This window comes from Pedobacter frigoris (assembly GCF_005116445.1).
Classification (GTDB): Bacteria; Bacteroidota; Bacteroidia; order Sphingobacteriales; family Sphingobacteriaceae; genus Pedobacter; species Pedobacter frigoris.
Map to the genome: position 1 here is coordinate 379,128 of NZ_SWBQ01000001.1, position 25,615 is coordinate 404,742.

At 41.4% G+C, this 25,615-nt stretch carries 17 protein-coding genes, 1 tRNA gene and 2 pseudogenes; 9 read left to right on the top strand and 11 right to left on the bottom strand.

Annotated features, from left to right (window positions below; genetic code table 11):
• Nucleotides 1-270 precede the first annotated feature (270 nt).
• The 4 genes from FA047_RS01630 to FA047_RS01645 are packed head-to-tail and all read left to right on the top strand — an operon-like array spanning nt 271 to nt 6,921.
• Nucleotides 271-3,009 carry a DUF1553 domain-containing protein gene (locus FA047_RS01630; RefSeq protein WP_136834244.1) on the top strand — a complete coding sequence of 913 codons (2,739 nt, stop codon included), beginning with the start codon at nt 271-273 and terminating at the stop codon, nt 3,007-3,009.
• A gap of 5 nt (nt 3,010-3,014) precedes the next feature.
• Entirely contained in the window at nt 3,015-4,523 is a 1,509-nt protein-coding gene (locus FA047_RS01635; RefSeq protein ID WP_136834245.1) for a DUF1501 domain-containing protein, read from the top strand.
• 43 nt (nt 4,524-4,566) lie between these two features.
• Nucleotides 4,567-5,502 carry a sugar phosphate isomerase/epimerase family protein gene (locus FA047_RS01640; RefSeq protein WP_136834246.1) on the top strand — a complete coding sequence of 312 codons (936 nt, stop codon included), beginning with the start codon at nt 4,567-4,569 and terminating at the stop codon, nt 5,500-5,502.
• Between the two features lie 6 nt (nt 5,503-5,508).
• Nucleotides 5,509-6,921, top strand: a complete 1,413-nt coding sequence (locus FA047_RS01645; protein ID WP_225872604.1) for a c-type cytochrome domain-containing protein — start codon at nt 5,509-5,511, stop codon at nt 6,919-6,921.
• A 3-nt stretch (nt 6,922-6,924) separates the two neighbouring features.
• Here the strand turns inward: FA047_RS01645 and FA047_RS01650 are convergent, their stop codons facing one another.
• A complete protein-coding gene (locus FA047_RS01650) occupies nt 6,925-7,581 on the bottom strand; it encodes an HAD family hydrolase (protein WP_136834247.1) in 657 nt (218 codons plus the stop codon).
• Nucleotides 7,582-7,742: 161 nt separating this feature from the next.
• Between FA047_RS01650 and FA047_RS01655 the strand changes: the two genes are divergently transcribed.
• Nucleotides 7,743-7,815: transfer RNA gene (locus tag FA047_RS01655), tRNA-Gly, on the top strand.
• A 123-nt stretch (nt 7,816-7,938) separates the two neighbouring features.
• Here FA047_RS01655 and FA047_RS21080 read toward each other — a convergent pair.
• A pseudogene (locus tag FA047_RS21080) lies at nt 7,939-8,505 on the bottom strand (phosphatase PAP2 family protein); the annotation flags it as partial.
• A 123-nt stretch (nt 8,506-8,628) separates the two neighbouring features.
• Complete coding sequence (locus FA047_RS01665) at nt 8,629-9,522, bottom strand: AraC family transcriptional regulator (protein WP_136834248.1); 894 nt, start codon at nt 9,520-9,522, stop codon at nt 8,629-8,631.
• A gap of 128 nt (nt 9,523-9,650) precedes the next feature.
• Between FA047_RS01665 and FA047_RS01670 the strand changes: the two genes are divergently transcribed.
• The gene (locus FA047_RS01670; RefSeq protein ID WP_136834249.1) at nt 9,651-11,135 is read left to right on the top strand and encodes a hypothetical protein; all 1,485 of its coding nucleotides are present in this window, start codon (nt 9,651-9,653) and stop codon (nt 11,133-11,135) included.
• 66 nt (nt 11,136-11,201) lie between these two features.
• Here FA047_RS01670 and FA047_RS20955 read toward each other — a convergent pair whose 3' ends face one another.
• Together FA047_RS20955 and FA047_RS20960 are read right to left on the bottom strand one after the other, a co-directional pair.
• The gene (locus FA047_RS20955) at nt 11,202-11,474 is read right to left on the bottom strand and encodes a DUF5690 family protein (protein ID WP_136834250.1); all 273 of its coding nucleotides are present in this window, start codon (nt 11,472-11,474) and stop codon (nt 11,202-11,204) included.
• Between the two features lie 4 nt (nt 11,475-11,478).
• A pseudogene (locus FA047_RS20960) lies at nt 11,479-12,212 on the bottom strand (DUF5690 family protein).
• A gap of 189 nt (nt 12,213-12,401) precedes the next feature.
• Between FA047_RS20960 and FA047_RS20600 the strand changes: the two are divergent.
• Nucleotides 12,402-12,623: a hypothetical protein gene (locus tag FA047_RS20600; RefSeq protein ID WP_205943218.1), complete on the top strand. Its 222-nt coding sequence runs from the start codon at nt 12,402-12,404 to the stop codon at nt 12,621-12,623.
• A 10-nt stretch (nt 12,624-12,633) separates the two neighbouring features.
• Here the strand turns inward: FA047_RS20600 and FA047_RS01695 are convergent, their stop codons facing one another.
• From FA047_RS01695 to FA047_RS01715, 5 genes are all read right to left on the bottom strand, one after another.
• On the bottom strand, nt 12,634-13,215 hold the full coding sequence (locus FA047_RS01695; RefSeq protein ID WP_136834253.1) for a helix-turn-helix domain-containing protein: 582 nt from the start codon (nt 13,213-13,215) through the stop codon (nt 12,634-12,636).
• A 116-nt stretch (nt 13,216-13,331) separates the two neighbouring features.
• Nucleotides 13,332-14,219, bottom strand: a complete 888-nt coding sequence (locus tag FA047_RS01700) for an alkaline phosphatase (RefSeq protein ID WP_136834254.1) — start codon at nt 14,217-14,219, stop codon at nt 13,332-13,334.
• A gap of 150 nt (nt 14,220-14,369) precedes the next feature.
• On the bottom strand, nt 14,370-14,780 hold the full coding sequence (locus tag FA047_RS01705; RefSeq protein WP_136834255.1) for a GtrA family protein: 411 nt from the start codon (nt 14,778-14,780) through the stop codon (nt 14,370-14,372).
• Nucleotides 14,780-15,469, bottom strand: coding sequence for a CDP-alcohol phosphatidyltransferase family protein (locus tag FA047_RS01710; RefSeq protein ID WP_136834256.1), 690 nt, complete (start codon nt 15,467-15,469; stop codon nt 14,780-14,782). Before FA047_RS01710 ends, FA047_RS01705 begins: the two co-directional genes overlap by 1 nt.
• Before the next feature lie 52 nt (nt 15,470-15,521).
• On the bottom strand, nt 15,522-16,712 hold the full coding sequence (locus FA047_RS01715) for a metallophosphoesterase (protein WP_136834257.1): 1,191 nt from the start codon (nt 16,710-16,712) through the stop codon (nt 15,522-15,524).
• A 644-nt stretch (nt 16,713-17,356) separates the two neighbouring features.
• Between FA047_RS01715 and FA047_RS01720 the strand changes: the two genes are divergently transcribed.
• Together FA047_RS01720 and FA047_RS01725 are read left to right on the top strand one after the other, a co-directional pair.
• Nucleotides 17,357-21,373 (top strand): hybrid sensor histidine kinase/response regulator transcription factor, encoded by a 4,017-nt coding sequence (locus FA047_RS01720; protein ID WP_136834258.1) that lies wholly within the window; start codon nt 17,357-17,359, stop codon nt 21,371-21,373.
• 142 nt (nt 21,374-21,515) lie between these two features.
• Nucleotides 21,516-24,515, top strand: coding sequence for a glycoside hydrolase family 2 protein (locus FA047_RS01725; RefSeq protein WP_136834259.1), 3,000 nt, complete (start codon nt 21,516-21,518; stop codon nt 24,513-24,515).
• Here FA047_RS01725 and FA047_RS01730 read toward each other — a convergent pair.
• A complete protein-coding gene (locus FA047_RS01730; protein WP_136834260.1) occupies nt 24,500-25,513 on the bottom strand; it encodes a LacI family DNA-binding transcriptional regulator in 1,014 nt (337 codons plus the stop codon). The two genes, FA047_RS01725 and FA047_RS01730, sit on opposite strands and share 16 nt — an antisense overlap.
• Nucleotides 25,514-25,615: the final 102 nt, after the last annotated feature.

Below are 25,615 nucleotides of genomic sequence, written 5' to 3' on the forward strand. Positions count from 1 at the left end.
CGAATATCCCATTTGAATTTTTGAATCGCTTCCCTAGCTTTAAAACTTAGGATTGTCCGTAGCTGGTATGCTAAATCACAGTTTATTATTTATGATAAGTAACATACTTTGTGTGTTTTGTCATAATAGTCCCTGTTTTGGATAATATAGTGTCAGTAACGGACAAGTACCTTGTAGTGATGCGCTAAATAAAGTTTTAATTTTAACTTATGGTCAGGAGATACCACACAATCCCTGACTGATAAATGAAACCAGATATCGAATGCCCTTATGAAGTTTTTCAAAAACAAGAAATTTTTAGTGCTGTTGGTGCTTTGTGTTGTAGTGGCTTTAGGCTCATTGTTGATGCCGTATGATAAGTCTGTAGATTTTAATACAGAGGTAAAGCCAATAATCAACAAAAAATGTATTTCCTGCCATGGTGGGGTTAAAAAGCAAGGTGGATTTAGTCTCCTTTTTCATGAAGAAGCACTAGCGGCCACTAAAAGTGGTAAGCCGGCCATCATTCCCGGTGATCCGGATGGGAGTGAATTTATCAGGAGGCTGACCAGTAAGGATCCGGAAGAGCGCATGCCTTACAAACATGATGCACTAAGTGATGAAGAAATCGATATTTTTAGAAGATGGGTTAAGCAAGGTGCCAAATGGGGAGATCACTGGGCGTATTTGCCTGTTAAAAAGGTAGAACTCCCGGATGTAGATGAGGATTGGGTGAAGAATGATATTGACCGGTTCATACTGGAAAAGCTGGATGAGCAAGACCTTGACCCCTCTAAAGAAGCGGATAAGCCAACTTTATTAAGAAGAGTCAGCCTGGACCTTATCGGTATGGCTCCTTCTGAAAAGCTGGTTAACAAATACCTAAGCAGCAAGGACAACGACAAAGCCTATGAACTCCTTGTAGACTCGCTGATGGCTTCTCCGCGTTTCGGTGAAAAATGGGCGTCTATGTGGTTGGATGTAGCCCGTTATGCTGATACTAAAGGTTATGAATCGGATGGCGGACGAAACATTTGGCAGTACAGGGATTGGGTAATTCGTGCGTTCAATGATGATAAGCCTTATAACACATTCATTACCGAACAGATTGCAGGTGATCTGATAGAAAATGCGACAGATGAGGATTATATAGCAACTGCTTTTCACAGAAACACAATGACCAACGATGAAGGCGGAACAAGCAATGAGGAATTTAGGGTTGCGGCGGTTATGGACCGTGTGAATACAACATGGGAAGGATTGTTGAGCTCTACTTTTGCTTGTGTACAATGTCACAGTCATCCATATGACCCTTTTAAGCACGATGAGTTTTATAAATTCATGGCTTATTTTAATAATACCAGGGATGAGGATGTTCAATCGGAATACCCCTTGTTGAAACAATACAATGATTCATTAAATACCAAACTGGTCTCCCTGACCAGCTGGTTAAAGCAAAATGTCTCAGAACAGAAATCGAAGGAAATATATAAGTTTCTGAAAACAGGACAGCCGATCATCAACTCGATCGAGGCAGATAGTCTGGTTAACTCAGTTATTGGAAATAACAATATTGCCTTGTTTTTTAAGAACAATGCTATAGCACGTATTAAGCAGGTAGACCTAGATGGAGTGGACCAACTGATTGCAAAATACTCGACGGGTAAACCAGGTGGGAAAATGGAATTGCGTCTGGATCGTCCAAATGGCCCGCTTATTGCCTCCTGGAAAGTAACCGAAGGTCCGGGCTATCAAAGCGTCCCTGTCGATTTTAAAACACAACAAGGTGTTCACGATGTATACATCAGTTATAAAAACCCTACACTTACCAATAAAGACGAGACGGTAGTTTATTTTGACTGGTTCCGCTTTTCGCAGCAATTTCCGGGTAAAGACAAACCGGGATATAAAGAAAACAAAGAGACCTTCTGGGTATTGCTGAACTCCAATGCAAAGTCTATCCCAGTTATGGTAGAAAATCCGGCAAACAGACGACGTAAGACCCATGTATTCGAAAGAGGTGCATGGACATCGCTTGGTGCAGAAGTACAAGTTGGTGTGCCAAAAACACTGCAATACGCAATGCCGGCCAATGCGCCAAAAAACAGAATGGGACTGGCGATGTGGCTGACTGACAAAAAAAATCCCTTGTTATCCAGAACTATGGCCAACCGCTTATGGGAACAGTTGTTCGGTACAGGCATCGTAGAAACACTGGAAGATATGGGAACGCAGGGTATGAACCCTACCCATAAAGAATTACTCGATCATCTTTCATGGCAGTTTATGAATGATTATAAATGGAGTGTGAAGCGACTGATTAAAGAGATGGTGATGAGTGCTGCCTACAGACAGGATTCAAGGGTAACTGAAGAGATGAAGGAGAAGGACCTCTTTAATAAGTTTTATGCAAGAGGACCGAGGATCAGACTCAGTGCGGAACAGCTGCGCGATCAGGATCTTTCGATCAGCGGGGTACTCAGTACGAAGATGTATGGAATAGGGGTGATGCCATGGCAGCCGGAAGGGGTGTGGAATTCTCCGTACAATGGTGCCAAATGGAATACTTCAGATGGTGAAGATCAATACCGCAGGGCAATCTATACTTATTGGAAGAGAACAGCACCTTATCCTTCGATGATCGCCTTTGACGGAGCACAACGTGTAGTCTGCAGTCCACGAAGGATCAGGACCAATACACCTTTACAGGCATTGGTTACGCTGAATGACTCCGCTTACATCGCCATAGCGAAGCATTTCGCTCTTCGGATGAAAAAGGAAGGCGGAAGAGATGTGAGGAGTCAAATCGCTAAAGGTTATCAATGGATGATGTACAGGGCAATACCAGAGGGCAAATTAAAAGTATTGAATGATTTGTATAAAACGGCTTTTGATGACTACAAACGTCATCCAGCGAAAGCTTTAGAAATATTGGGAGAGGAACATAAAAGTGATATTCCGGAAAGGGCCGCGATGGTCGTGGTGGCAAATGCCATGTTGAATTTTGAAGAGGCACTGACAAAAAATTAAATGTAATGACAAGAGACGAATTAAATGCGCATCGCCTGGTAAAGGAAGCTCAGGAAACAGAGTTAAGGGCGTTTACACGCAGACATTTTTTGAAGGAAAGCGCCATGGGACTTGGTGCGGTTGCGATTGGTTCATTGCTGGCCAGCTGCGGATTAGGTGGTAAAAGTCACAATGAAATCTTATATGATCCGGCGCATCCGCTGTTGCCAAAATCGCCTCCGTTTATAGGTAAAGCCAAAAGCGTGATTTACCTGCATATGGCCGGTGCCCCGTCACAATTAGAATTGTTCGATTTTAAACCTGAACTGATGAAAATGGATGGACAGGATTGTCCGCCATCTTTACTTGCAGGTAAAAAATTCGCCTTTATAACCGGTGTGCCCAAAATGCTGGGTGCGCAGGCAAAATTTGCGCAGCACGGAGAGAGCCGGGCATGGGTAAGTGAAAACCTTCCGCATTTTTCTACCATGGTAGATGAAGTTAGTTTTTTAAAGGCATGTTCCACTGATCAGTTTAACCATGCTCCGGCACAATTACTGATACATACCGGTAGTCCAAGGTTAGGGAGACCAAGTATGGGTAGCTGGGCTACTTATGGTCTGGGTACTGAAAATCAGAACCTGCCTGGCTTTGTCGTGCTAACCAGTGGTGGAAGTTTTCCTGATGCAGGTAAAAGCATATGGGGAAGCGGGTTTTTACCTTCAGTGTACCAGGGTGTACAATGCAGAAGTGAAGGTGACCCGGTGCTCTTCATCAAAGATCCTCATGGAATGAGCAGAGATCTCCGCAAGGCGTCACTAGATGCGATTAATGCATCTAATGAGCAGGAGTATGCAAATTATAACGATCCTGAGATACTTTCACGCATTGCTCAATATGAAATGGCTTACCGGATGCAGATCTCTGCGCCAGAGGTAATGAATATCAACGATGAGCCACAATACATTCATGATATGTACGGAACTCAGCCTGGCAAATCTTGTTTTGCGAACAATGTATTGCTCGCAAGGAAACTGGTGGAAAAAGGAGTGAGGTTCGTTCAATTGTTTGATTGGGGCTGGGATGCCCATGGCGACGGACCAAATAACTCATTGAATATTGGTCTGAAAAATAAATGCCGCAGTACCGATAAGCCAATTACGGCATTGTTGCTGGATCTGAAGCAACGTGGACTTTTAGATGAAACATTGGTGGTCTGGGGCGGTGAGTTTGGCCGTACGCCGATGATGGAGAACAGGAACGGTGTTCAGAACCCTTATAATGGCAGAGATCACCATACAGAAGCTTTTACTATGTGGATGGCTGGCGGCGGTATCAAAAAGGGATACACCCATGGTGAAACAGATGAGATCGGTTATAGTGCTTTAAGTGGAAAGGTAGATCCTTTCGATATACAGGCAACGATATTAAACCAACTGGGCTTCGATCATGAACAGTTTACCTATCCTTTCCAGGGAAGACCTTTCCGTCTGACTGATGTAGCGGGTAAAGTGATACGTGATATTGTAGCCTAACTATTGACCAAATTATAGACAAACACAAACCTGAACCGATTAAATGAATCAAAATAGAAGAAATTTTTTAAAAACTACAGCTACTGCAACTGCGGCTGGCCTGCTGGGGCCGCTTGGTGAAATCACAGCTGCAGAAATACCGTTTGTACAGTCAAAAGCTGGTTATGAGCTTTTGTTTATGGCTACCGATTGGGGCTTTGCCGGCTCAACAGAAGAATTTTGTGCAGCAGCCAAAAAGGAGGGCTACGAAGGCATAGAAGTCTGGTGGCCCGCAGGTAATGTAGCGGCACAGGAGAAACTATTTGCAGCCTTAAAAAAGCATGACCTTCAGGTTGGATTTTTATGTGGCGGCGGCGGATCAGATGCCCTGGGTCATTTAAATTCATTCAAAGCTAGTCTGGATGCCATACTCAGCAATAAATTCCAAAAGCCAGTATATGTCAATTGCCATTCTGGTAAGGATTTTTTTAGTTATGATCAAAATAAAATGTTCATTGACTATACCGTAAAAAAGACTAAAGAAACAGGTGTGCCGGTTTATCATGAGACGCACAGGGGACGAATGCTCTATTCAGCAATCGTTGCGAAGCAGTTCATCGAGAAAAACCCTGATTTGCGTCTGACACTTGATATTTCACACTGGTGTGTGGTTCATGAAAGTTTGCTGGGCGACCAGAAGGAGACAATTGATCTTGCCTTGAGTCGGGTGGATCACATCCATTCCAGGGTAGGTCACTCACAAGGACCACAGGTAAATGATCCAAGAGCTCCGGAATGGGAACAGGCGATAAAATCACACCTGGCATGGTGGGATAAGGTTATCGAACGTAAAAAACAGAAAGGAGAACGAATGACGATACTTACGGAGTTTGGACCTCCTGACTATTTGCCTACATTGCCTTACACTAGACAGCCTGTTGCGGATCAATGGGGAATAAATGTTCATATGATGAATTTGCTGCGTAAACGTTATCAATAAGTCGATATGGTCATTTTAACAATTACTGAGTTTATAGGAAGGTTCCATCCTGTATTGGTCCATCTGCCTATAGGAATCCTGTTACTGGGCTGCTTTTTTCAATTGCTTTCTTCGGGAAACAGGTTTCTAACCTTAAAACCTGCCATACCTCTTATCTATCTGCTTGGCGGAATCGGTGCTATATTTTCATCGATAACCGGTTACCTTTTGTCTCAGAGTGGTGATTATGATGGCAGTCTGGTTCAGCTTCATCAATGGATGGGAATTAGCGTAGCAGCCATTTCTATGGTCGTATATGTGCTATTCAGGATACAGGTAAAAGAAGTTTACTTAAATGTTATAGCAGTGTTTCTGATTTTGCTAACGGCGCTTACAGGTCATTACGGAGGTTCGCTGACACATGGATCCGATTATATCAGTTCCGCGTTGAAAAGTGACGGCGGCGGAAAGGTAGCCATACCACCCGTGCCCAATGTGCAGCAGGCATTTGTATACAAACATATGGTTCAGCCACTTTTGCAGAACCGTTGCTACAGTTGTCACGGATCAGAGAAACAAAAAGGAAAACTGAGACTCGACACGAAAGATTTTATCCTAAAAGGAGGCGAGGCCGGGGCATCGTTGGTAGCCGGTAATATTGAAGAAAGTGAATTGATCAAGCGATTATTACTGCCTCCTTCTAATGAAGATCATATGCCTCCAAAAGAGAAACCACAATTGACTGAACAGGAGATTGAGTTGCTAAAATGGTGGGTTAGTGAAGGAGCAGATTTCGATAAGAAAACACAGGATTTAAAACAAACGGAAAAGATCAAGTCGACACTGCTGACCTTCCAGGAAGGTGCAAAAGCTGCGACAGCTAAGAAGCTGGATCTTCCTGAAAAAGAAGTAAGTAAAGCCGATGCTGCTGTCATCGCTGATTTAAAAAAGGCTGGAGTAGTGGTTATTCCTGTCAAGGGGAATAGTAATTATTTATCAGCAAGTTTTGTGACGGTAAAAGCGAGTCCTGAAGTTTTGAAATTGCTGGGTGGATTGGACAAGCAACTGGTTTGGCTCAACCTGTCTAACACTGCACTTAGCGATGCGCAAATAAAGAGCCTGTCGAGCTTTGGTGCATTGATGCGTATCAATTTGAGTCGTACACCGATAACAGATGCAAGCGCCGACGGTCTCGTAAAGTTGAAAAACTTACAGTATATAAATCTTGTAGGAACTAAGATGACGGCAAAAGGTTTGGCTAAGCTTGCTGGTTTAAAAGAATTAAGCAAAGTATATCTTTATCAATCGGGCGTGAAGAAAGAAGATCAGGCTGGATTGAAAAAGTTATTTAAGAAAGTAACCCTGGATTTTGGAGATTACACCGTTCCTATTTTAGCACAGGATACTACGGAAGTAAAACCGCCGGAAGCAGGCAAATAACTTCTAAAATAGATTTTTGATTTTAGCGTAATCTAGCTGAAGATAGTTCTCTATATACAGGTCACATGGGGGTAGTTCGTTTTTTGTATGTGAAGACAATACACCGACGACCCTCATGCCTGCGTTCAACGCAGCAGATACTCCCGAGAAAGAATCCTCGAATACAAGACATTGATCGGCGGACACCCCAAGGTTTTCGGCAGATTTAAGGTATACTTCAGGATCGGGCTTGTGTTTTTTCACATTTTCACTTGCGAGAACAGAACCCAGTTTTTCCTGTATGTCTACTTTGTTTAGTATCAATTCAAGGTTGGCAAAGGGGGCGGAAGTAGCCACGCCTAATTTTACATTGTTATCATAAAGGTCGGCTATGAAATCTCTAAAACCCGCTATTGGATCTATGTGCGGCGCATAAATCTTTCTAAAAAGGCTTTCTTTCTCGTATTCGAGCTGCAGCAATTCTTCCCCTGCAATAGGCCTTTTTAAAAAATGGCTTAAAATATAGCTGTTGCTTTTCCCGTACATATGCTGGGCAAACTCGTCTTCAGTAGGGGCCAGGTTCCGTGTAGAGAAAAATTCCCGGAAAGCTTTGGAGTGGTAAGGGTTGGTATGACAAATGACACCATCCATATCAAAAATGATTGCAATTTCTTTATTCATTGTTGCAAAGTTAACACTTCTGAAACTCAGTTTTTAGTCTGAATTTCTATAGACCGGTAAAATATATTATTTTTTTTGCCTGAATTTCAGCTCATTTCACGTGTATTTTGAAATAGAATTAGAAAATATAAAAACAAGCTATATCTTCGCAGAACTTAAAAGCGAAAGTAGCTCAGTTGGTAGAGCACGACCTTGCCAAGGTCGGGGTCGCGAGTTCGAATCTCGTCTTTCGCTCAAATTTCTTTCCGTATCGATCCGGCACAGCAGACAGCTAAAAATTTCCTGAAAAAGACAAGCCAATTTTTTTATCCCGATAAAGCGGGCTGACGTTGTAGTTTGATGAATGCTTACCCAATGCCTGTTGTTGTATAACCTCAATATGCCGGTGGTTCCTGCTACAGCATATCCTGCATAGCCAATCCATGGAGAAACACCCTTGTATTCCTGTTTTAGAAACTCAGCAGCTGCAAAAGAAGTTGCAGTATGCCCTGAGGGGAATGAGTTATCTGTTGTCCCGTCCGGTCTTATCCTGTTTGTCTGAGATTTAACGATTCTTACCGAAGCGGTCATAATTGCCATGGAAACTGCATATATCCCTGTAGCATCCAGCAGGTCATTTTTGCCTTTTACGCCGGATAAATTTAAACCGTAAACTGCAGCAGCAGGAGCATACTGAATGAAATTATCGACATGGACTGAAAAAAACGGATGGTCTTCCTGTAACTCTGCCCGTGTAGTTCTGTCCAGATCACGTATGGGGTTATTGCCGCCTGCTGCTATCCCGTAGCCAATAAAAATGGTCGGGATAATAAAGGGGGCAATTTTTAGACGGTTATCCTTTGAAAGTGAATCGGCATTTTTATTGCACTGGGCCTGACTTATAAATGGAAAGCAGAACAGTAAGCTATACTTTAAATTCAACATATTATTTTATTTACCCGAAACTACCCATCAATTCTGAATTGATTTTGAAGTAAAGTTAAAGTAGTAAAAAAATATGCTAAATATATTTTTACTTGGAATTTATAAGTGCATGATGATCGATAATTAGCGAACTGCTGATCTGATGGAATTTCTATAATCTGTTGGTTTGAAGCCTGTGAATTTTTTGAATACATTAGAAAAATACTGGGATGAAGAAAACCCAAGTTCGTGAGCGATATTATTAATGGAATTGTCATTGTTTTCCAGCATTAATTTAGAATACTGTATTTTTTTTCTTAACACATATTCAAGCGGGGGGAGGCCTGTCTTTTGTTTAAACCAGGATTTAAATCTGGATTCAGACAGGAAAATCAATCCGGCCAATTGCTCAATAGAAAAATTCTCCTGAATGTGATCCGCAACGTACTTTTTAATCCGGTTTAGAGATTCGTCGCTTTTAGTAACCTTTAAGTTGTTACCTACCTGCACTAGTTCGATTAAAAATCCTGAAAGTGCGTGCTTGACCTGGATGACTTGCATTGTAGATAAAGTATCATTGTTTTTAAGCTCCATTACCAGGTCTAGCTGTTTTTTCATGCCTGAAGTTCCTTCAAAATGACGCTTTGGTAATTCAAATAGACATTGAAAATATGCCTTACTTTCTTCTGCATTGAAATTTAAAATAGCAGGGAACTTGTTGTGTTGTGAGAAATCCAAAATTAGCCAATACAATTCGCCTTTATCCTCGGGATGCCCAGCTGAGCTATGTATTTCATCAGGATAAGTAATTAAGATATCACCGCCTTTGATTTGATATAATTCCCCATTAACCTCGTAAGTCTGTTCTCCTTTTAGGCAAAAGCAGATCTCAATCATTCCGGAATGCTTATGAGGTTTCAGTTCAGGAAAGACCGTTTTGTAACGATAGTATCCTAATACAATTACTGTGTTTAATTTCCATTTTCTGAAATCAATTATGGTTCTTTGTTTAGTAGATTGAAGATCAAGTTCTGGCATAAGGATATTTACGTACAAAATAGTATTATAGTATTATAGTGTTCTTGAAAAACTTAATGTAAAGCTAATTTTATAAAAAGAAAGTCTATGAAATTAAACTGAGGTATAGATAAAAAGGCAGTTAAACAATGAAAAAATGGGATTTAAACTATAATATGTATAATTTACCTAACTTGAGTGCCATAGCTGTGATATTTATATCTTGCTGGTTGTCTGTGTTTAATGCCAGTTCACAAAACATAAATCCAACATTAGGGACGTCTAACGGTTTTAGTCAGTTGAGTAAAAAGGGTACGGGCTGGCAGGATAATGAACCAAAACTTCCGGCTGTAACACAGATCAGATGGAAGAATTTTAATAAAAAACTTCCTGAAGAACCTATATTTAATTCGCTGAAAATAGCCTTGTCAAACGTCAATAAATATGCGCTAAACGATTGGTACATAAAAGTAAATGAGTTTGATACGATTAATGGTACTGATAATTCCGGCTATCTGATACTAAAGAGTAAAGGAAAGGACAATCAGGTTAGGTATCGATATCCTGCTGGAATGACCTTTGGTATTGCCATTGCTTTAAAAACGGGTGCGTATGATTACCGGCTAACCGGGGTGCCCACGGTGGTAGCTGCAGAAAAAGCCATCAAATTACTTAGCGCAATTGCCTATGACCACAAAGCTAATCAAAAGCGTAACGTATGGGGAGGAGATTGGCAGGCTGCACACTGGGCTTACTACACCGGGTATTCGGCATGGTTACTTTGGGAAAAGTTAGAAATCAGAGATCAGAATAATATCAAACGTATGATAATCAGTGAGGCTGATAGACTGCTGAAAATAGATCCGCCATACTGTAAAGATAAAACCGGTAAAGTTCTGATACCCGGCGATTCTAAAATAGAGGAAAATGCATGGAATGCAGAATTACTGTACCTTGCGTCAGTCATGATGCCAACGCATGCCAATAGCCGCCTTTGGTATGATCAATCATTAAATTACATCATATCGGGAGTTTCTTTACCTTCAGATTTGGAAAACAACAACATGTTGCACGGCCGGCCTGTAAGGAGTTGGCTAAACGGTTATAATGTGGAAGAGCCTGGGGTGGTGGTCAATCATCACATTGTCCACCCTTTATACAATGCGCTTTCATCTGTGGTAAATGCACCGATTGTTTTTTCGCTGGCTGGCAAAAATACACCTAAAGCCGCTGCTTTTAACATGGATAAGATATATAACTCGTTGATTACTACAAAATTTGATTCGGTGAAATATCAGAAGCCAGGAGGAACAATGTATATTCCGGGGCAAGCTCAGGTTTATTATCCTGAGGGCTCAGACTGGGGTAAGGAGATTTATGATTCTTTTGTAAATATGGATATTGCAGCATGGATGTATGGCTTTGACAAAGGAGATCAATACAATGGAAAGTACTGGGCTCAGTTACATCTCGATGCTGTAGTTAAACAACAAAGCAGGTTTTCAGATGGACATACTTATCTGGACAATAATGAAAATAATTATTCCGGTAAAGAGGCGGCAATAGCAACCAGGATCGCCTCTGCCTGGATGACGGTTTGGATGCAATATCAATCACCAGTAAAGTATAAATGAAAAATAATACCTTAAGGCTTCTGTCACTTTGCCTTTTCAAGTGTTAATCGAAATTCATTATTAAAGTTACTTAGAATTTATAGGCATTCTATCTAAAATCCCTGTTATGGGGCCTTTAACTCCAATTTTCCTGTTGAAGAAAATTGCCACAAAAATCAGGAGGCATGTACAGATGATGGTCAGCAAATAGCTAAACTGCATCAGCACTTTTGCCCAGCTAAGATCCTTCATGAAGAACTCCTTGTAGAGCAGTAAACCAACACTTCCCAAATAGCCGGCAGAATCGCAGATGTATACAAAAAAGCCCGCATTAGCCTTTATTTTGAAAAGAGCAATCATACGATCAAAAAGCACGACTTGTGTAGGTGTATAGGTTAAAAAACATACCTTTGCCTACAAGAAGCATCCACCAGAAAGGAGTGATCAGGTGAATGTAAAAAAACAAGGTGCTCCCGCCGCTTAACAAGAGACCCAATGCGATAATGTACTGAGTTCCCCAAAAGCCTTTGATGTTATTCCTGATAAGAGATAAGCAGCCTATAGCCATCAAAACTACTATTCCGGTTACTGCTTCCGTTATTGAAAATACTGTTTTGTCCCAATGGATATCTATTTCGTTCCATATTTCTACAGAGAAATCGCGCATGGTTGTGAGCATCATGTATACCAGTCCAATTCCAATGATACCAATACCGTATTCTTTTAACACTGCCCGTTTATCCTCTGCGGTCATTGGAAGCCTTTCTACCCTAAGTAGCTTGTCCGTTTCGTCAGGTTCCGGGATTACAGAAGCATCTATGTGAATAACAGGAATAAGGGTAGAAATAAGGCCCCTATAACACAGGGCATCCAAAATTCAGAGATCATTGGCAGCCATTCGTGGACAGTAAAATATACTGTTTTCATGATGCCTGATGATACGATGAGACTGATGCTCATTCCCATCGTCAGCATTTCAGTAAAACGTCTTCCTTCGGGGTAGCTGAAAACAACACCCCATATCATACCAAGTGGCAGGCCATTGAGCAGCAGAAAGACAAAATTATAGGGATAAGGTACCAGTCCAAAAAGCAACAAGGCTACTTCAGCGAAAACAATGAGGCCAATGATGAGTTTTGTAGCTTACAACAATGCCGCTGTCTTTAAACAGATCTGCAAACAGAAGTTTAAATTCCCCTCCACTGCAGATAATCGCCTTCTCAGCGGTGAACTCTCGCTGCGCTTAAAGCCCGTCCTAATTATAAAAATGAAGACTGGCTCATTGTAGTGTCGACAGATCATGGCGGCGATGGTTCGCATGGAGGATCAAGTTATCCCGAGCAAAATGCATTCATCATTTTAAATAACAAGGCTATCAAACCTAAGGTGATTTCGGGAGAATCAATTGTCGGTGCGCTTTATTTATACAATGTACCGCCAACTATCCTCAGCTTTTTAGGCGTGCTGATCCCTGAGAACTATGATGGAAAAAGCCTGGTTAAATTCTGATTAATGGTTTTTAATCATTGGTGATGAAGTAGTAAACAACCAGCATAATGGCATCAGACTCTCCGATATTTGAGAGATTGTGCCCCAGTCGACCGTCGAAAAAGATGGAATCTCCTTCTTCAAGAATATAGGTTTTATCTTCTATCAGGTATTCAATCTTACCTTTCACGAGGTATTTGTATTCGAAAGCATCTGTGACTACCATCTTATTCCGACGAGCGCCTTTTTTTAATTCCAGCAACACAAAATCGACAGGGCCACCATGAATGTTGCGGGCAAGTATCCGCTGATAGTTAAAGCCCTTGGCAGTCTCTTTTTTAAGTGAGGTGTATTCCGATGAACGGATGACGAATACCTTTTCCTGACGATCGCCCGGAGAGATGTCCTTAAAAAAGGCAGTCAGATCAAGATCCAATGAATGCACGATATTCATCAGAACGGGCAAAGATGGGATAGTACGATTATTTTCTATCTGGGAGATCAGGCCTTTGCTTACGCCGGCTCTGTTCGCTAATTCCTGAATAGTAATGTTCTTTTCTTTCCTTATTTCTTTTATTCTGTAGCTGATTTTCAGGATTATATCATCTTCCATATTTTATTATTTTGTCCAAAAGTAAACAAATTTTGCAATGAAGCCTGCTGCCTCTAATAAAATGAAACCATTGTATTAAAAACAGCCGGCTTTAGCTATAAATATAGCAATTGGTATTAATTTATGAAACTATCCGCTACCGCTTTGCCGCGCCAGCTCTGAGGTGTTTTTAAGCCCAATATCCAGGCTATCGTCGCTGCAGTATCGTAGGTGATGATCACGTCCTTTATTTCATGGTTTGATTTTACGCCGGGACCATTGATCACCCAGGGTATCAGTACCTCATCCAGGCTTTTGCCGCCATGTCCTTTGCCCGTTCCGCCATGATCTGCACTTAAAATTACGATGGTTTCTTTTTCTATTCCTGCATCTTTGATGGCCTGTAGTATTTTTCCGATCCGTAGATCTACATTTTCAAGTTCCTTATAGTAAGCAGGTGTGCGGTGACCAATGCCGTGACCGGTATGGTCGGGTTCGTCAAGGTGTAAAAAAGTAAAATAAGGTTTTTCTTTTCTAATGATGCTAGCTGCAGTATCCGCACAAAAATCATCCTTATCTTTTCCGGGAACTACGATGTTGATCGCATCTTTTTCAATCAGCGGACCGATTCCTCCCCAGCTATACACTACTGCTGTTTTAGCTGATGGTTTCTGATCGCGGATCACGCTAAAAATAGAGGGGAACAAACCATATTTGGTGGTCACTGCAGAAGGGATTTCTGGCGTTGCACTTCCCCATTCTGTATAACCATGTTCTGTAGGTCCGGCGCCCATCAGCATAGAAGCCCAGTTAACCGCACTTGATGAGGGCAAAACAGACCTTGCTTTTAACGTCCAGGACCCTGTTTCCATTAATTTTTTCAAGTTCGGCATCTTGGCATCAGGAACTGCATAAGCGCCAAAGCCGTCGCAGCCAATCAATACTACATGTTTTACTTTTTTTACCTGGGCATTCAATTGCAATGTTAAGCAAAGGATACATAAGGCAATCATTGATGTTTTCATTGTGTTTTATTTGTGGTTTAAAAAATTACATAACAACTGTTGTCATCAACAACTTCATGACGGTGTTAAATATATGTATTTAATTGTTTAGTTTTGCTAAACAAATATTTTAGTTAAATCACAAAAGAGAAGAAGATGTGTTAGAGAATCTTACTGCGGAGTTTTCTTAAACACCCAGTATTTTTGCAATACATAATTGAAGCTAAGAGATACAATGATGTCCACCATAATCCGGGTTATTTTATAGTCCAGGCGAAGCCAGTTTGTTAGTAGATAAGTCCCGGACGATTTAAGCAGAATACTGCCAGCTACTACAAATATGAATTTTACAAGTTGGCCGCCAACTGGTAACTGACTGGCCTTATTGGCGGTAAAAGTCCAGTAACGGTTCACCGAAAAATTAACTACGGCACCGATAATTCCGCCGATAGCAATTGAAATGGTATAGTGAATGTGAAGTAGTTCGGTACACGTTACCATCACAAGATAGTCAACTATTCCGCCTGAAAAGGCAGATAACTGTGCTTTTGCAAACGTATATACCGATTTTCTTTTATCCATTAACGCGTATTGTTTTTGGTAAGTTTTTCTTCGCGTTCTGCGTTATCCCTGATGTCGCCAAGCTTTAGCAGTTTACGGGTATCTATCAGGTTGATCGCCACCAATACTGCACATAAAAAGCACGCGAAATATTCGATGATATGGCCGAAATATGCTTCGAGGATCAGCATGATGGCAAGGATAATCCTGATTTCAGTCGGCCCGGCCAGTCCCGAATCTATACTATAGATATCGGTTATTTTATATCTCAACTGCGAAATGATCATTGCCCAGCCATACAATACGACAAAGGCAAAAGCAATAAGCTCATATTCATTTCTGGCGTAGACCATATAGCCAACACCAATCATTACAGTACTGACCCAGTCCATAATGATGTCCAGTGAAAATCCGTACCACTTCCTGGGAATATTGCGGTAATAGGCAATGCGACCATCAAGGGAATCACCAAACCAGTTTATAGCTAGGCCGATAACACCCAGTAAAAGATATTGTTTGCCATAATAAGTAGCCAGTATGAAAGCCAGTAAAACAATTCCGGAACCTACTGTGCCCAGAAAAGTAAGCATGTCTGAGGTGATGAATGCCGGAACTCTCTTTACCAGAAAAGAAATTGTGGCTTGCTCCGCACTTCTTAAAATGTTTGTTCTTTTTCTATCTTGAAATATCCTTAAATTATTTTCTTCCATTCGGATTTGCAGATCTACTTTTATTAAGTGGTACAAAAGTATGTATTTTAAGTTATTTTGGTGTTCTTTTCAATTCAATTACCGTAATCTCCGGCCATATTCCTATTCGTCCTGAAAACCCAAGAAAGCCAAACCCCCTGTTTATATTTAAATAAAGCCCATCATTGCCAGTTACGCCAGCCCAATGTGCATAACGATATTTTACAGGACTCCATTTTATACCAAATGCTTCGATGCCAAATTGCATACCATGTGTATGTCCTGCCAGGGTAAGATGTATTTTAGAAGGGAATTTGGTTACCTCAGCTTCCCAATGGGTGGGGTCGTGTGACAATAAGATCTTGAAATCAGAACCCGCTACATTTGTCAGTGCCTTTTTTAAGTCTCCCCGTTCACCAAAACCTATGCCCCAGTTCTCAACACCGGCAAGGATAATTTTTTGTCCGTTTTTATTGATCTCGACATGTTCATCTAGCAGCAGTCTGAAGCCAATCTCATCATGATACTTCTTCAGTTGTTCCAGGTTGGTCCTTTTCGCTGCTTCACTTTCCCATTTTACATAATCACCATAGTCGTGGTTCCCCAAAACAGAAAATTGTCCGTAGGTTGATTTTATCTGGCTGAAATGTCCGATCCATGGTTTAATCTCCTCAGCCTTATTATTGACCAGATCGCCTGTAAATACAAACAGATCAGAATGTTGTTTTTTGATTAGGTCAATCCCTTTTTGTACCGCTTTTGCATTCTGGAAACTTCCTGCATGCACATCTGAGATTTGCGTAATGGTAAAGCCATCAAAATTTTCAGGAAGATCGTCAAAGTAAAGTGTATGCCTGATGACCCTGTATGCATATTTGCCGAAGATCATTCCATAGATGAACGCTCCAATCGTTAGAAAAAAGACAAACCAGGCAAATTCTACCCAATAGATGTTTCTGGGTACATCAGCTGCCAGCCTGTAAAGGTCGTTTGGCAACAGAATTAATGTAAATACCAATTCAGCGGCAATTAATATCAAAAATGCATGGGTGGCAATTTTAAAGAACGTATCCATCTCCTTGTTCCGCATCCTCTGAATGGCATAAAAAAGTGAGCCGGTTATGACAGCTATACTGATCCAGAAAACTGGTGTAATGAAGGGATTTGAACTTAAGCTATGAATCCCTGACAGCACATAGCTGTTGATGAGGAAAAAAAGAACGGCAATGATCAGGAAGGGCAGCAGGTTTATTTTTCGTTTCATGTATAAATATGAGTATGTAAAATTACAGGTTGGGTAACAAAGTGCAGGCCACGTTGGGCTAACTGACACTCAACAGGTAATCTAAATGTCAGGGCTTCGGTAAAGCGTAGCAAAAGATCGGTGAAAGTATTGAGTGTTTTAGTGGGATTTATGAATAAACTCCATTATATTAGTTTTATGTTCAGACATATTGAACTATTAAAGTAGACCAACCAAATGATCAAATCTTTTTTACTATCAGCAGTAATTACTATTAGTGCTTTATCAATAGACAGTGCGGTATTGGCCAAAGTATATCGTTCGGGTACACCTGCTCAGGAGCAGGTTATTAATCGCATTAGTAATGCGAGTTTAACTTAAAAAAGGCTGGAATTGTAGGGAGTCCAGCAGGCGTAACCATTGAAGTGCTGCCACAAACGGAAAGAGGATGGTTAAGGGAGCTTATTAAAGCCAGAGAAAGCCAGGTGATTCATTGGCGGGTTGCTTTTAAAAGGTAAACGCTGCGTAGATCATTGGTGTTTATTTACGTCTGAATAAGGCGCGATAACGATTTCGTAGTTTTAGTTGGGGATATCTTCATTAAAGCGCTTAGAACTAATTAGATTAGTTTCATATTTCGGTCTGTTAATCAATAGTCAATTGAAATGGATTCGTCTGTCAGAAAGTACCTAAAAGATGAACTGATGTACCAATATTTGAGACATGCGGGTAACCAGGTAATCCTGATCATAGGATTATGGATTTGGGCTTTAAATGTGAGTGGACAAAAGTTACATTTTGAACATTTGACAGTGGAAGACGGGCTCTCGAGAAATTCTGTTCTTGACATTACACAGGATAATTTTGGATTTATGTGGTTTGCCACTGGGCATGGGCTCAATAGGTATGATGGCAGCCGGTTTAGTACTTATATCAATAATCCTGCAGATAGTAATTCAATAAGTGACAATTACATCAACTCATTATTTTTTGATAGTAGAAAGACGCTTTGGGTAGGTACATCAGAAGGGCTGAACAGCTATGTTCCTGAAACCAATAACTTCAAACGCATTGAGTTGCTTCATCAAAAAGGTGTATTGCAGCCGGAAGTTTTTTGCGTGTATGAAGACAAGAAAAATAATATCTGGGCAGGTACTGACAAAGGGCTTTTTGTAAAACGTTCATCGGCTTCCGGATTTGTAAATGCCGGGAATCTAGGGTTGGCTTCAGAATTTGCTGGCAGTGAAATCTTGTGTGTATACGAAGACCGCTTCGGTTTCCTCTGGATAGGCACAGGGAGGGGTCTTGTGAAAAGCCGCTTTAACCAAAAGTTTTCTGAGGTTGAAACCTTTGTCCACCAGCCTGATTTACCAGGAAGTATCAGCGACAGCCCTATTAAGTCTATTATTGAGGATTCTGATGGTAAGATATGGATGGCCAGCGAGAGCAAGGGGCTCAATCTGTTATACCGCAATACAGGTACCTTTGAGCATTTTGAACATCTCTCTGGAAATCCAAATGGTCTTATTCATAATTCATTAAGGAAAATGACTTCCGATGGGAAAGGCAATATCCTGATCGCAACGCAGGAGGGATTGTGTGTGTTCGACCCCGTCAGAAGAACTTTTATCACCTATCAGAATAGGGTTAATGATCCATTAAGCCTGAATCAGAACTCCCTGTACAGCCTTTATAGAGATAAGAGTGAAAATATTTGGATAGGCACTTATTATGGTGGAGTAAACGTGGTATATGGCATAAAGACCTTATTTAAGACCATTACGCGTGAAGAAAACAATTTAGGAATTAACCATAATGTGGTGCGTTCCATAATCCGGGATAAAAAAGGGAATTTGTGGGTCGGAACAGAAGGGGGAGGTTTGAATTACTTTGATCAGCAAACAAATAAGTTCAGTTATTACACCAATAGTCCTAAAGATCCCGCTTCATTAGCTTCCAATTTTGTAAAAACCATTTACATAGACAAAAGTGACAATATATGGGTCGGCACCAGCGGAGGAGGGTTAAATTTGTTGGATCCTGCAAACGGTAAGTTTAAGCGTTTTTTTTCAGGCAGAAGCATGTTTGAATCCAAACGCTCTGCCATATCAACTATACTGGAGGATTCGCAAAACAGGTTTTGGGTAGGGGGCATCGGGATTAACGGTGTATATCAGCGAAAGGGAACCCAGCTTCACCCGATAAAGAATTTTCCTTTAATGGAAAAACTGAAGGATAAGATGATCATAAAGTTTTTTGAGGATGAAACCGGTAATTTATGGGTTGTTTGCCAAACGGAGATTTATCGCCTCAGCAAGAATAACAAGGTAGTCACGAAAATAACAGTTCATAACAATAGAGGCAATCTGAAGGGGCTTAATTGTTTAATACAGGATCATCAGGGTAATATCTGGTTTGGGTTTTATCATGGTGGTTTATGTGTTTATAATCCCAATGCAAAAAAGATCATTAAAAGGTATACGGTAAAAGAAGGTTTGTGCAATGATAATGTGTTGGGTATTTTGGAAGACAAACAGCATGATCTCTGGATCAGTACAATGAATGGTCTGTCAAGATTAAATCCACGGCAGGAAACCATTCAGAACTATACAATCTCAGACGGACTGGCTGATGATGAGTTTACTTTTAGCTCAGTCTATAAGGCTGGAAACGGGGAGCTTTTTTTTGGAGGCATGAATGGGATAACCTACTTTTTGCCGGAAGAAATCAAGGGTAACAACGACAAGTCTTCTCTTGTATTTACCGGACTCAGACTATTTAACCAATATATAGTGCCTGGCAAAGAACAGAAAATATTAACAAAGAACATCATTTTCCGGCCGCTGCTTGTTTTCAGCAGTATGCAGAACATTTTTACGCTGGAATTTGCATTGTTGAACTACATCAAGTCTGATAAGAACAGGTACGCTTATAAACTGGACGGTGTAAATCAGGATTGGAATGAAACCACGCTGCCGCAGGCAACTTATACAAACTTACCTTCAGGAGACTATGTGTTTAGTGTAAAAGGGGCAAATAACGACGGAGTCTGGAGCGAGGCTGAACACATTCAGATTCGTATCCTTCCCCCGTTCTGGAGAAGCTGGTGGGCATATCTTATCTATACCATTGCCATTGCAGGTATTGTTTTTTTTGTTGCCCGTTTTTTCTACCTCAAGCAGCTCCTTAAAAGAGACGAAGAACTCCATCAGATCAAACTGAACTTTTTTACAAACATCTCGCATGAGATCAGGTCACACCTTTCTTTGATTATGATACCGCTTGAAAAAGTGATCGACGAAAGCAAGGAGTATACTTTCGTTAACAAACAGTTGGATGGTATTAAAAAAAATGCCGACCGCCTTCTGGGGCTGGTGACTGAACTGATGGATTTCAGAAAGGCAGAATCCAAAAACCTGAAACTCCATATTCAGGAAAACGATCTTGTTGGGTTTTTAAATGATATCTACGTCTCATTTAAAGAAGTATGTGAGAAAAAGAACCTGAGTCTGTCATTTAAACATCCCGAACAGCCGGTTTTGGTATTTTTTGACAAAGAGCAACTGGAAAAGGTTGTTTTTAACCTGCTTTCGAATGCATTTAAATTTACACCCGAAAGCGGGCAGATTACCCTGGAGGCAAATGTAACAGAAGATGAAACTATAATTAAGGTCTCAGATAGCGGTAAAGGAATTTCACCAGATTACTTCGATAAACTGTTTACCAACTATTTCCAGGTAGACGATGCACTTCAGAATACCGGCTATGGAATTGGGCTGGCATTGAGCAAACATATTGTAGAACTCCATCATGGAAAGATCACTGTGAGCAGTAGAATTGGTTTTACACAATTTACCGTTAGTTTGCCATTGCCGGGCGCTTTGGCTCGGGAAAACCCGATCGAGGCTGCTGCAGATACCCCTGATGATAAAAGTTTTACCATTCTGCTTGCAGAAGACAATGTCGAACTTAGAAAAATAATTAAGGATTTGCTAGAGCCTGAATACCGTGTTTTGGAAAGTACTGATGGGGAGGTTGCACTGCAGATGGCAAGGACAGAAATCCCAGATCTGATCATCAGCGATGTGATGATGCCGAATAAGAACGGCTTTGAACTTTGCGCTGAAATTAAGACAGACGAACGGACAAGTCACATTCCTGTGATCTTGCTGACAGCCAAAGATACCCAGTCCGATCAGATCAGCGGATTGAGCAATGGAGCAGATTTATACCTCACCAAGCCATTCAGCATCAAGATTCTGCAGTTGAGCGTCAGGAACATCCTTGCATCCAGAGAGAAAATAAGCAGTAAATACCGTAAACAGTTTATTTTTGCGCCAAGTAATACCTTGCTGAATACGATGGACGAACAGTTTCTTTCAAGACTAATTGCGGTCATAGAGGAAGGAATGGAGAACAGGGAATTTGGGGTAGATCTTCTGGCAGACAGAATGGGAATGAGTCAGACTGTGCTCTACAAAAAAGTAAAGGCACTGACCGACATGACGGTAAACGACTTTTCTAAAAGCATCCGGTTGAAGAAAGCTGCCCAGTTGCTCAAAGAATCCGGTTATAATGTTTCCGAGGTGTCGGCTTTGGTCGGGTTTATCGATTCCCGTTACTTTACCAAAGAATTTAAACGGCAATTCGGGCAGACTCCACGCGAATATTTAAACTCCTGATAAGTCTTTGGTTTTTGAGCGATATAGATGAAGTTCGAGAACGATTGCATAGTTTTAGCTGCGGATATCTTCATTAAAGCGATCAGAACTAGTTAGATTCGTTTACTTATTTCTTCATTTGTTAACCAAATAATGAACTACAATGAATTCGTTTACCGGATACCAATTTTTTAAAGCAGCAGGCTCATTCATTTTATTATGTATTGGTGTGCCTTTGTCATTAAATGCACAGTCAAAAGTAAAAGGTAAACGCGAAGTTCTATCCCAATCTCAAAAAGTTATTTCCCGCTCTTTTGAATTCAGAGGTATCAGTGATCATGCATCTGCAAACGGTGAGACTGATTTTAAAGGTAAGAATGAAACAATGTCAACGGAAGACAGGGTGAAGTTTCTCGATGTCTATGCGAATTATGCTGCGCAATGGTTCGGTGATCCCGGCTTAAATAAGCTGGCGGCCACTCCGAAGGAAATAGCCGCCCGGTTAAAGGAAATAAAACCGGTACCGCTGCCTTCTTTTCGGAAGGTGATCAGACTAAATGAGGGCTGGAAGCAAAATGCAGTACAGGCGGTTAAAACAGAAAAGGACCGCCCCTGGAGACTAAATAAAAATGCAGAGTTGAAAGCCGGTGAATTGCTTTTCCATGCGGGTGAAAATGCAGTCATCAATCTGGCAAAAAGCTCAGGCTGGCGATACGAGCTGAGGTGGGAGGCTGCGAAGAAAAAAAGCGGAGCCATTGTGAAATGGAAATTTGGAACATTTGAAGCCCCTGAGTCGGCCTGGCTGAAAGAAGACGGGAAACACTTTTTTCGTTTTAAGGCAGATCTGGCGGAAAAAATGGCTTACATATGGAAAGATGAAAAATGCATAGCCAAATTCTCCTTTCATCATGCGGAGAACAAAGAATTTTTTTTTAAGATCCTGAACAGTGCCGATGTCAGTCTGCATAGCCTGGTATTCATTGATTACAAATACAGATTGGATAAGGATGGTAAGCAGGATGAAGTGGTTTTGCCGGGAGGAATGCCAAGAAAGGCCTATCGTGACGGCCAGGTATTTGAACCGGTTTGTCTGGCAGAAGATAACTTTAAACCTTCCCCCGATATGAACGGCTGGACCACGGAAAAATATGACGACCAGTTATGGGAAACTGCAACTTTACCTTGTGTGCACGGTGGTTTCAGAGAGATTGGAGAAGACCTTTATTTAAGAAAAACGGTGGTGATCCCTTCAGCAAAGCGTGTCTTGCTGGATGTGGAAGCTCTGGACCCTTCAGGTGAAATCTATGTCAATGGCAAGCTTGCGGCAAAGATCCCTAACCGTTTGCCGGTGAAGCTTGATATTACTTCATTCGTTAAGCAGGGTGAAAATGTGATTACCTATAAGATCAATTACAACTGGATCGATGACCTGGTAAGCCATGCGATGCTCGACCGGTCATGCGGATGGTTTGCCGGCCGCACTACTCTACATCTTTTTTCTGATGCGGCAGGTATCAAGGAAGTTTTTGCAAACACTATGAGTATCGAAAAGGGGAATACGGCAGCACAGCACAACCAGATTTCCGTTGAAAATACGAGCGAAAATGTCTTCGAAGGCAGCCTGCAGGTTACCTATAGTCCATGGTTTCCTAAAGAAGGTGCTGTCGTCGCTTCAAAGGTTCAGCAGATTAGTATTGCTGCCAATACAGCAGCGCAGTTAAAGATTAACCTGGATGTTAATAACGCCAAATTGTGGAACCCTGAATCGCCGCAATTGTATTCAGTACGGGTGGTATTGAAGAACAAAAAGGGAGAGGTAATTGATGACTTTGTGACTACAACAGGCATCCGGACGATAGCGCAAAAAGAAGGGAAGTTGTATTTAAATGGTAAACCAACACTTTTGGTAGGCGCGCAGAATATGGGCATACGTCCTTACCCCGATCTGGAAAATGCATCTAAATACAACAGATCTGCTACTAACGAAATGATCATGTCTGAAATTCTTGCCATAAAAAATATGGGTGGGAATCTTTTCAGGCTACATGTACACATGGCCCTGAACAAAACTGGAGGCATCAATGATCCGCGCTTTGCTGAAATTGCAGATCAGCTGGGTATGGCACTGATCTGGTGTAACCCATCCTGGGTAAGAGAGGGCGACGAAAGAACCATCGACACAAAAAATGTAGGACACTATATCCAACAGATCTATAACCATCCAAGTATCATCATCTGGGAAATGGGTAATCATCCAAATGCCTTTGACAGAAGTAATCCTGCAAGTGCATCACGAACAGATGACTTTGTGCGGAATACGGTAAGATCCGTGCTGGCTACCGACTCATCCCGTTTGATTTCTCCAACTACTTACTGGTCGCATACCCATTATGGTAATGACCTCGGTACCCTTGACTGGCAAAAAAAAACTATTCAGGCGGTGCAGGAATATACGCATCCACTGGTAACCAGAGGCTCACAGGATGCCCTTACGGGCTATGGTGCATCATGGACGGTACTTAGACAATGGCCTTCAGGAAAGGCGAAAGATGCGCTGGACAATAAGATCAGGGCCTGGTTTAATTTTGAGCACGAAGAATCTACTGGTCAGCCTAACTGGGCATTATCTGAAGGCATGCCATGGCATCATATCCGGTCTTATGAAAAACCTTATGATCAGGGAAGTATTGGCCGTACACTTGAATTGAAAGAATGGCGGGCAAGCCAGGGCTGGCAGGCATTCAGCGCGTACGAATCTACGAAAAAGCAAATTTGGAACGGGGTAGTGGGTTTTTCATGGTGTACCATAGAGGGCGGGGCGAATGCAGGAACCTACGAAAAGCCATTGCTCGATCCGATGGGCCATGCAAAGCTGGCTTGGTATATTCATCAGTTTTTCGGGAATAAAATAATTGCAGGCAGCGAAAATGTGGATGTGGTATACGGGCCAGATGATGAGATCGTACCTTGTATTTTTAATGTCGGTGAAAAGACTAAAGTCAGTCTGAAAATAACGGTTAAAACCGTCGATAATAAAATGGTTAAAATCTATATTATCCCGGATATCTTGTTAGAGGGCGGCTGCAGGCTAACAAAGCTGCGAGCTATAAAGCCAGAGTTGCCAAAAGACAAATATTGCGTGGTAACTTATGAAGTCTTTTGATGTAATTCTGTATCAAGTATCCTGGTCTCAAATTCTGTGACAGGATACTTGCTTTCAATAAGCTTCAGCAGCATTTCCATAGCAACTTCTCCCATTTCAAAGGATTTTTGCCTGACGTAAGAGATGGAAGGGGAAAGTAAATCTACCACATCTGAATTCGAAAAGCCCACCACCATCATCTCATCAGTGCTGATGTTTAATTTCCTTAAAGCACGTATGCAGGAAATACTGATCCTGTCGCTGCTGATAAAAATGGCATCCGGTTTATCCTTCATTGCCATTAGCTCTTGAATAGCAGCGCTTATATTTCTATCAGAATTATTGCCCTTACCGAAATTCTTTACCAGTTCAGGTTTAAAGGCAATCCCATGATCAGTTAAAGCTTTCAGATAGCCCGACATCCGTTCATTCGTAATCGAAAGCTGGGGTGCATTGGCCAGCATGGCAATGCGTTTGCGTCCTGACCTGATGAGTAATTCTGTTGCATTAAAGGCGCCTGTATAGTTGTCAGACGTAACTTTAAATGTGGGTATTTCATCTATGATCCGATCAAAAAGCACCATTGGCAATCCCTGTTCATTTAAGCGCTTCAGCAGGCTGTAATCTTTGGTTTCAGAGGAGACAGAAATTAACAGGCCATCTACCGAACGCTGGGTAAGATGGCTGACATTGGCCAGTTCCTTTTCTGCAGAATCATGAGTTTGCGTGATGATGGTATTATAACCTCTTTCATAGGCTATGGATTCTATGCCCGCGATGGCTTGTGAAAAAAAACTATTGGCAAGCTCAGGAACCACTATGCCTATCGAGTAGCTGCGGCCATTTTTAAGACTTACGGCTATAGGGTTAGATTTGTAGTTGACTTTCTTAGCGTATTCCGAAACTAGGTCCTTTGTCTTTCTGCTGATATCGTAGGTATCACGCAATGCTCTGGATACAGTTGAAACGGATAGATTTAATGCAACAGCAATATCTTTTATCGTAACTGGCTTATACATGTATAATTGGTATGAAATAAAGGTACTTAAAAAAACTCATGTGATTGACCACATAACGTATCGGTGTTTTCTGGTAATCTGCTATGAAAGTAACTCTATATG

Bases quoted from the DNA above. Each gene is read 5' to 3' on its own strand.
- FA047_RS01630 (WP_136834244.1), top strand. From the start codon at position 271: ATGAAGTTTTTCAAAAACAAGAAATTTTTAGTGCTGTTGGTGCTTTGT.
- FA047_RS01635 (WP_136834245.1), top strand. From the start codon at position 3,015: ATGACAAGAGACGAATTAAATGCGCATCGCCTGGTAAAGGAAGCTCAG.
- FA047_RS01640 (WP_136834246.1), top strand. From the start codon at position 4,567: ATGAATCAAAATAGAAGAAATTTTTTAAAAACTACAGCTACTGCAACT.
- FA047_RS01645 (WP_225872604.1), top strand. From the start codon at position 5,509: ATGGTCATTTTAACAATTACTGAGTTTATAGGAAGGTTCCATCCTGTA.
- FA047_RS01650 (WP_136834247.1), bottom strand. From the start codon at position 7,581: ATGAATAAAGAAATTGCAATCATTTTTGATATGGATGGTGTCATTTGT.
- FA047_RS01665 (WP_136834248.1), bottom strand. From the start codon at position 9,522: ATGCCAGAACTTGATCTTCAATCTACTAAACAAAGAACCATAATTGAT.
- FA047_RS01670 (WP_136834249.1), top strand. From the start codon at position 9,651: ATGAAAAAATGGGATTTAAACTATAATATGTATAATTTACCTAACTTG.
- FA047_RS20955 (WP_136834250.1), bottom strand. From the start codon at position 11,474: ATGATTGCTCTTTTCAAAATAAAGGCTAATGCGGGCTTTTTTGTATAC.
- FA047_RS01695 (WP_136834253.1), bottom strand. From the start codon at position 13,215: ATGGAAGATGATATAATCCTGAAAATCAGCTACAGAATAAAAGAAATA.
- FA047_RS01700 (WP_136834254.1), bottom strand. From the start codon at position 14,219: ATGAAAACATCAATGATTGCCTTATGTATCCTTTGCTTAACATTGCAA.
- FA047_RS01705 (WP_136834255.1), bottom strand. From the start codon at position 14,780: ATGGATAAAAGAAAATCGGTATATACGTTTGCAAAAGCACAGTTATCT.
- FA047_RS01710 (WP_136834256.1), bottom strand. From the start codon at position 15,469: ATGGAAGAAAATAATTTAAGGATATTTCAAGATAGAAAAAGAACAAAC.
- FA047_RS01715 (WP_136834257.1), bottom strand. From the start codon at position 16,712: ATGAAACGAAAAATAAACCTGCTGCCCTTCCTGATCATTGCCGTTCTT.
- FA047_RS01720 (WP_136834258.1), top strand. From the start codon at position 17,357: ATGGATTCGTCTGTCAGAAAGTACCTAAAAGATGAACTGATGTACCAA.
- FA047_RS01725 (WP_136834259.1), top strand. From the start codon at position 21,516: ATGAATTCGTTTACCGGATACCAATTTTTTAAAGCAGCAGGCTCATTC.
- FA047_RS01730 (WP_136834260.1), bottom strand. From the start codon at position 25,513: ATGTATAAGCCAGTTACGATAAAAGATATTGCTGTTGCATTAAATCTA.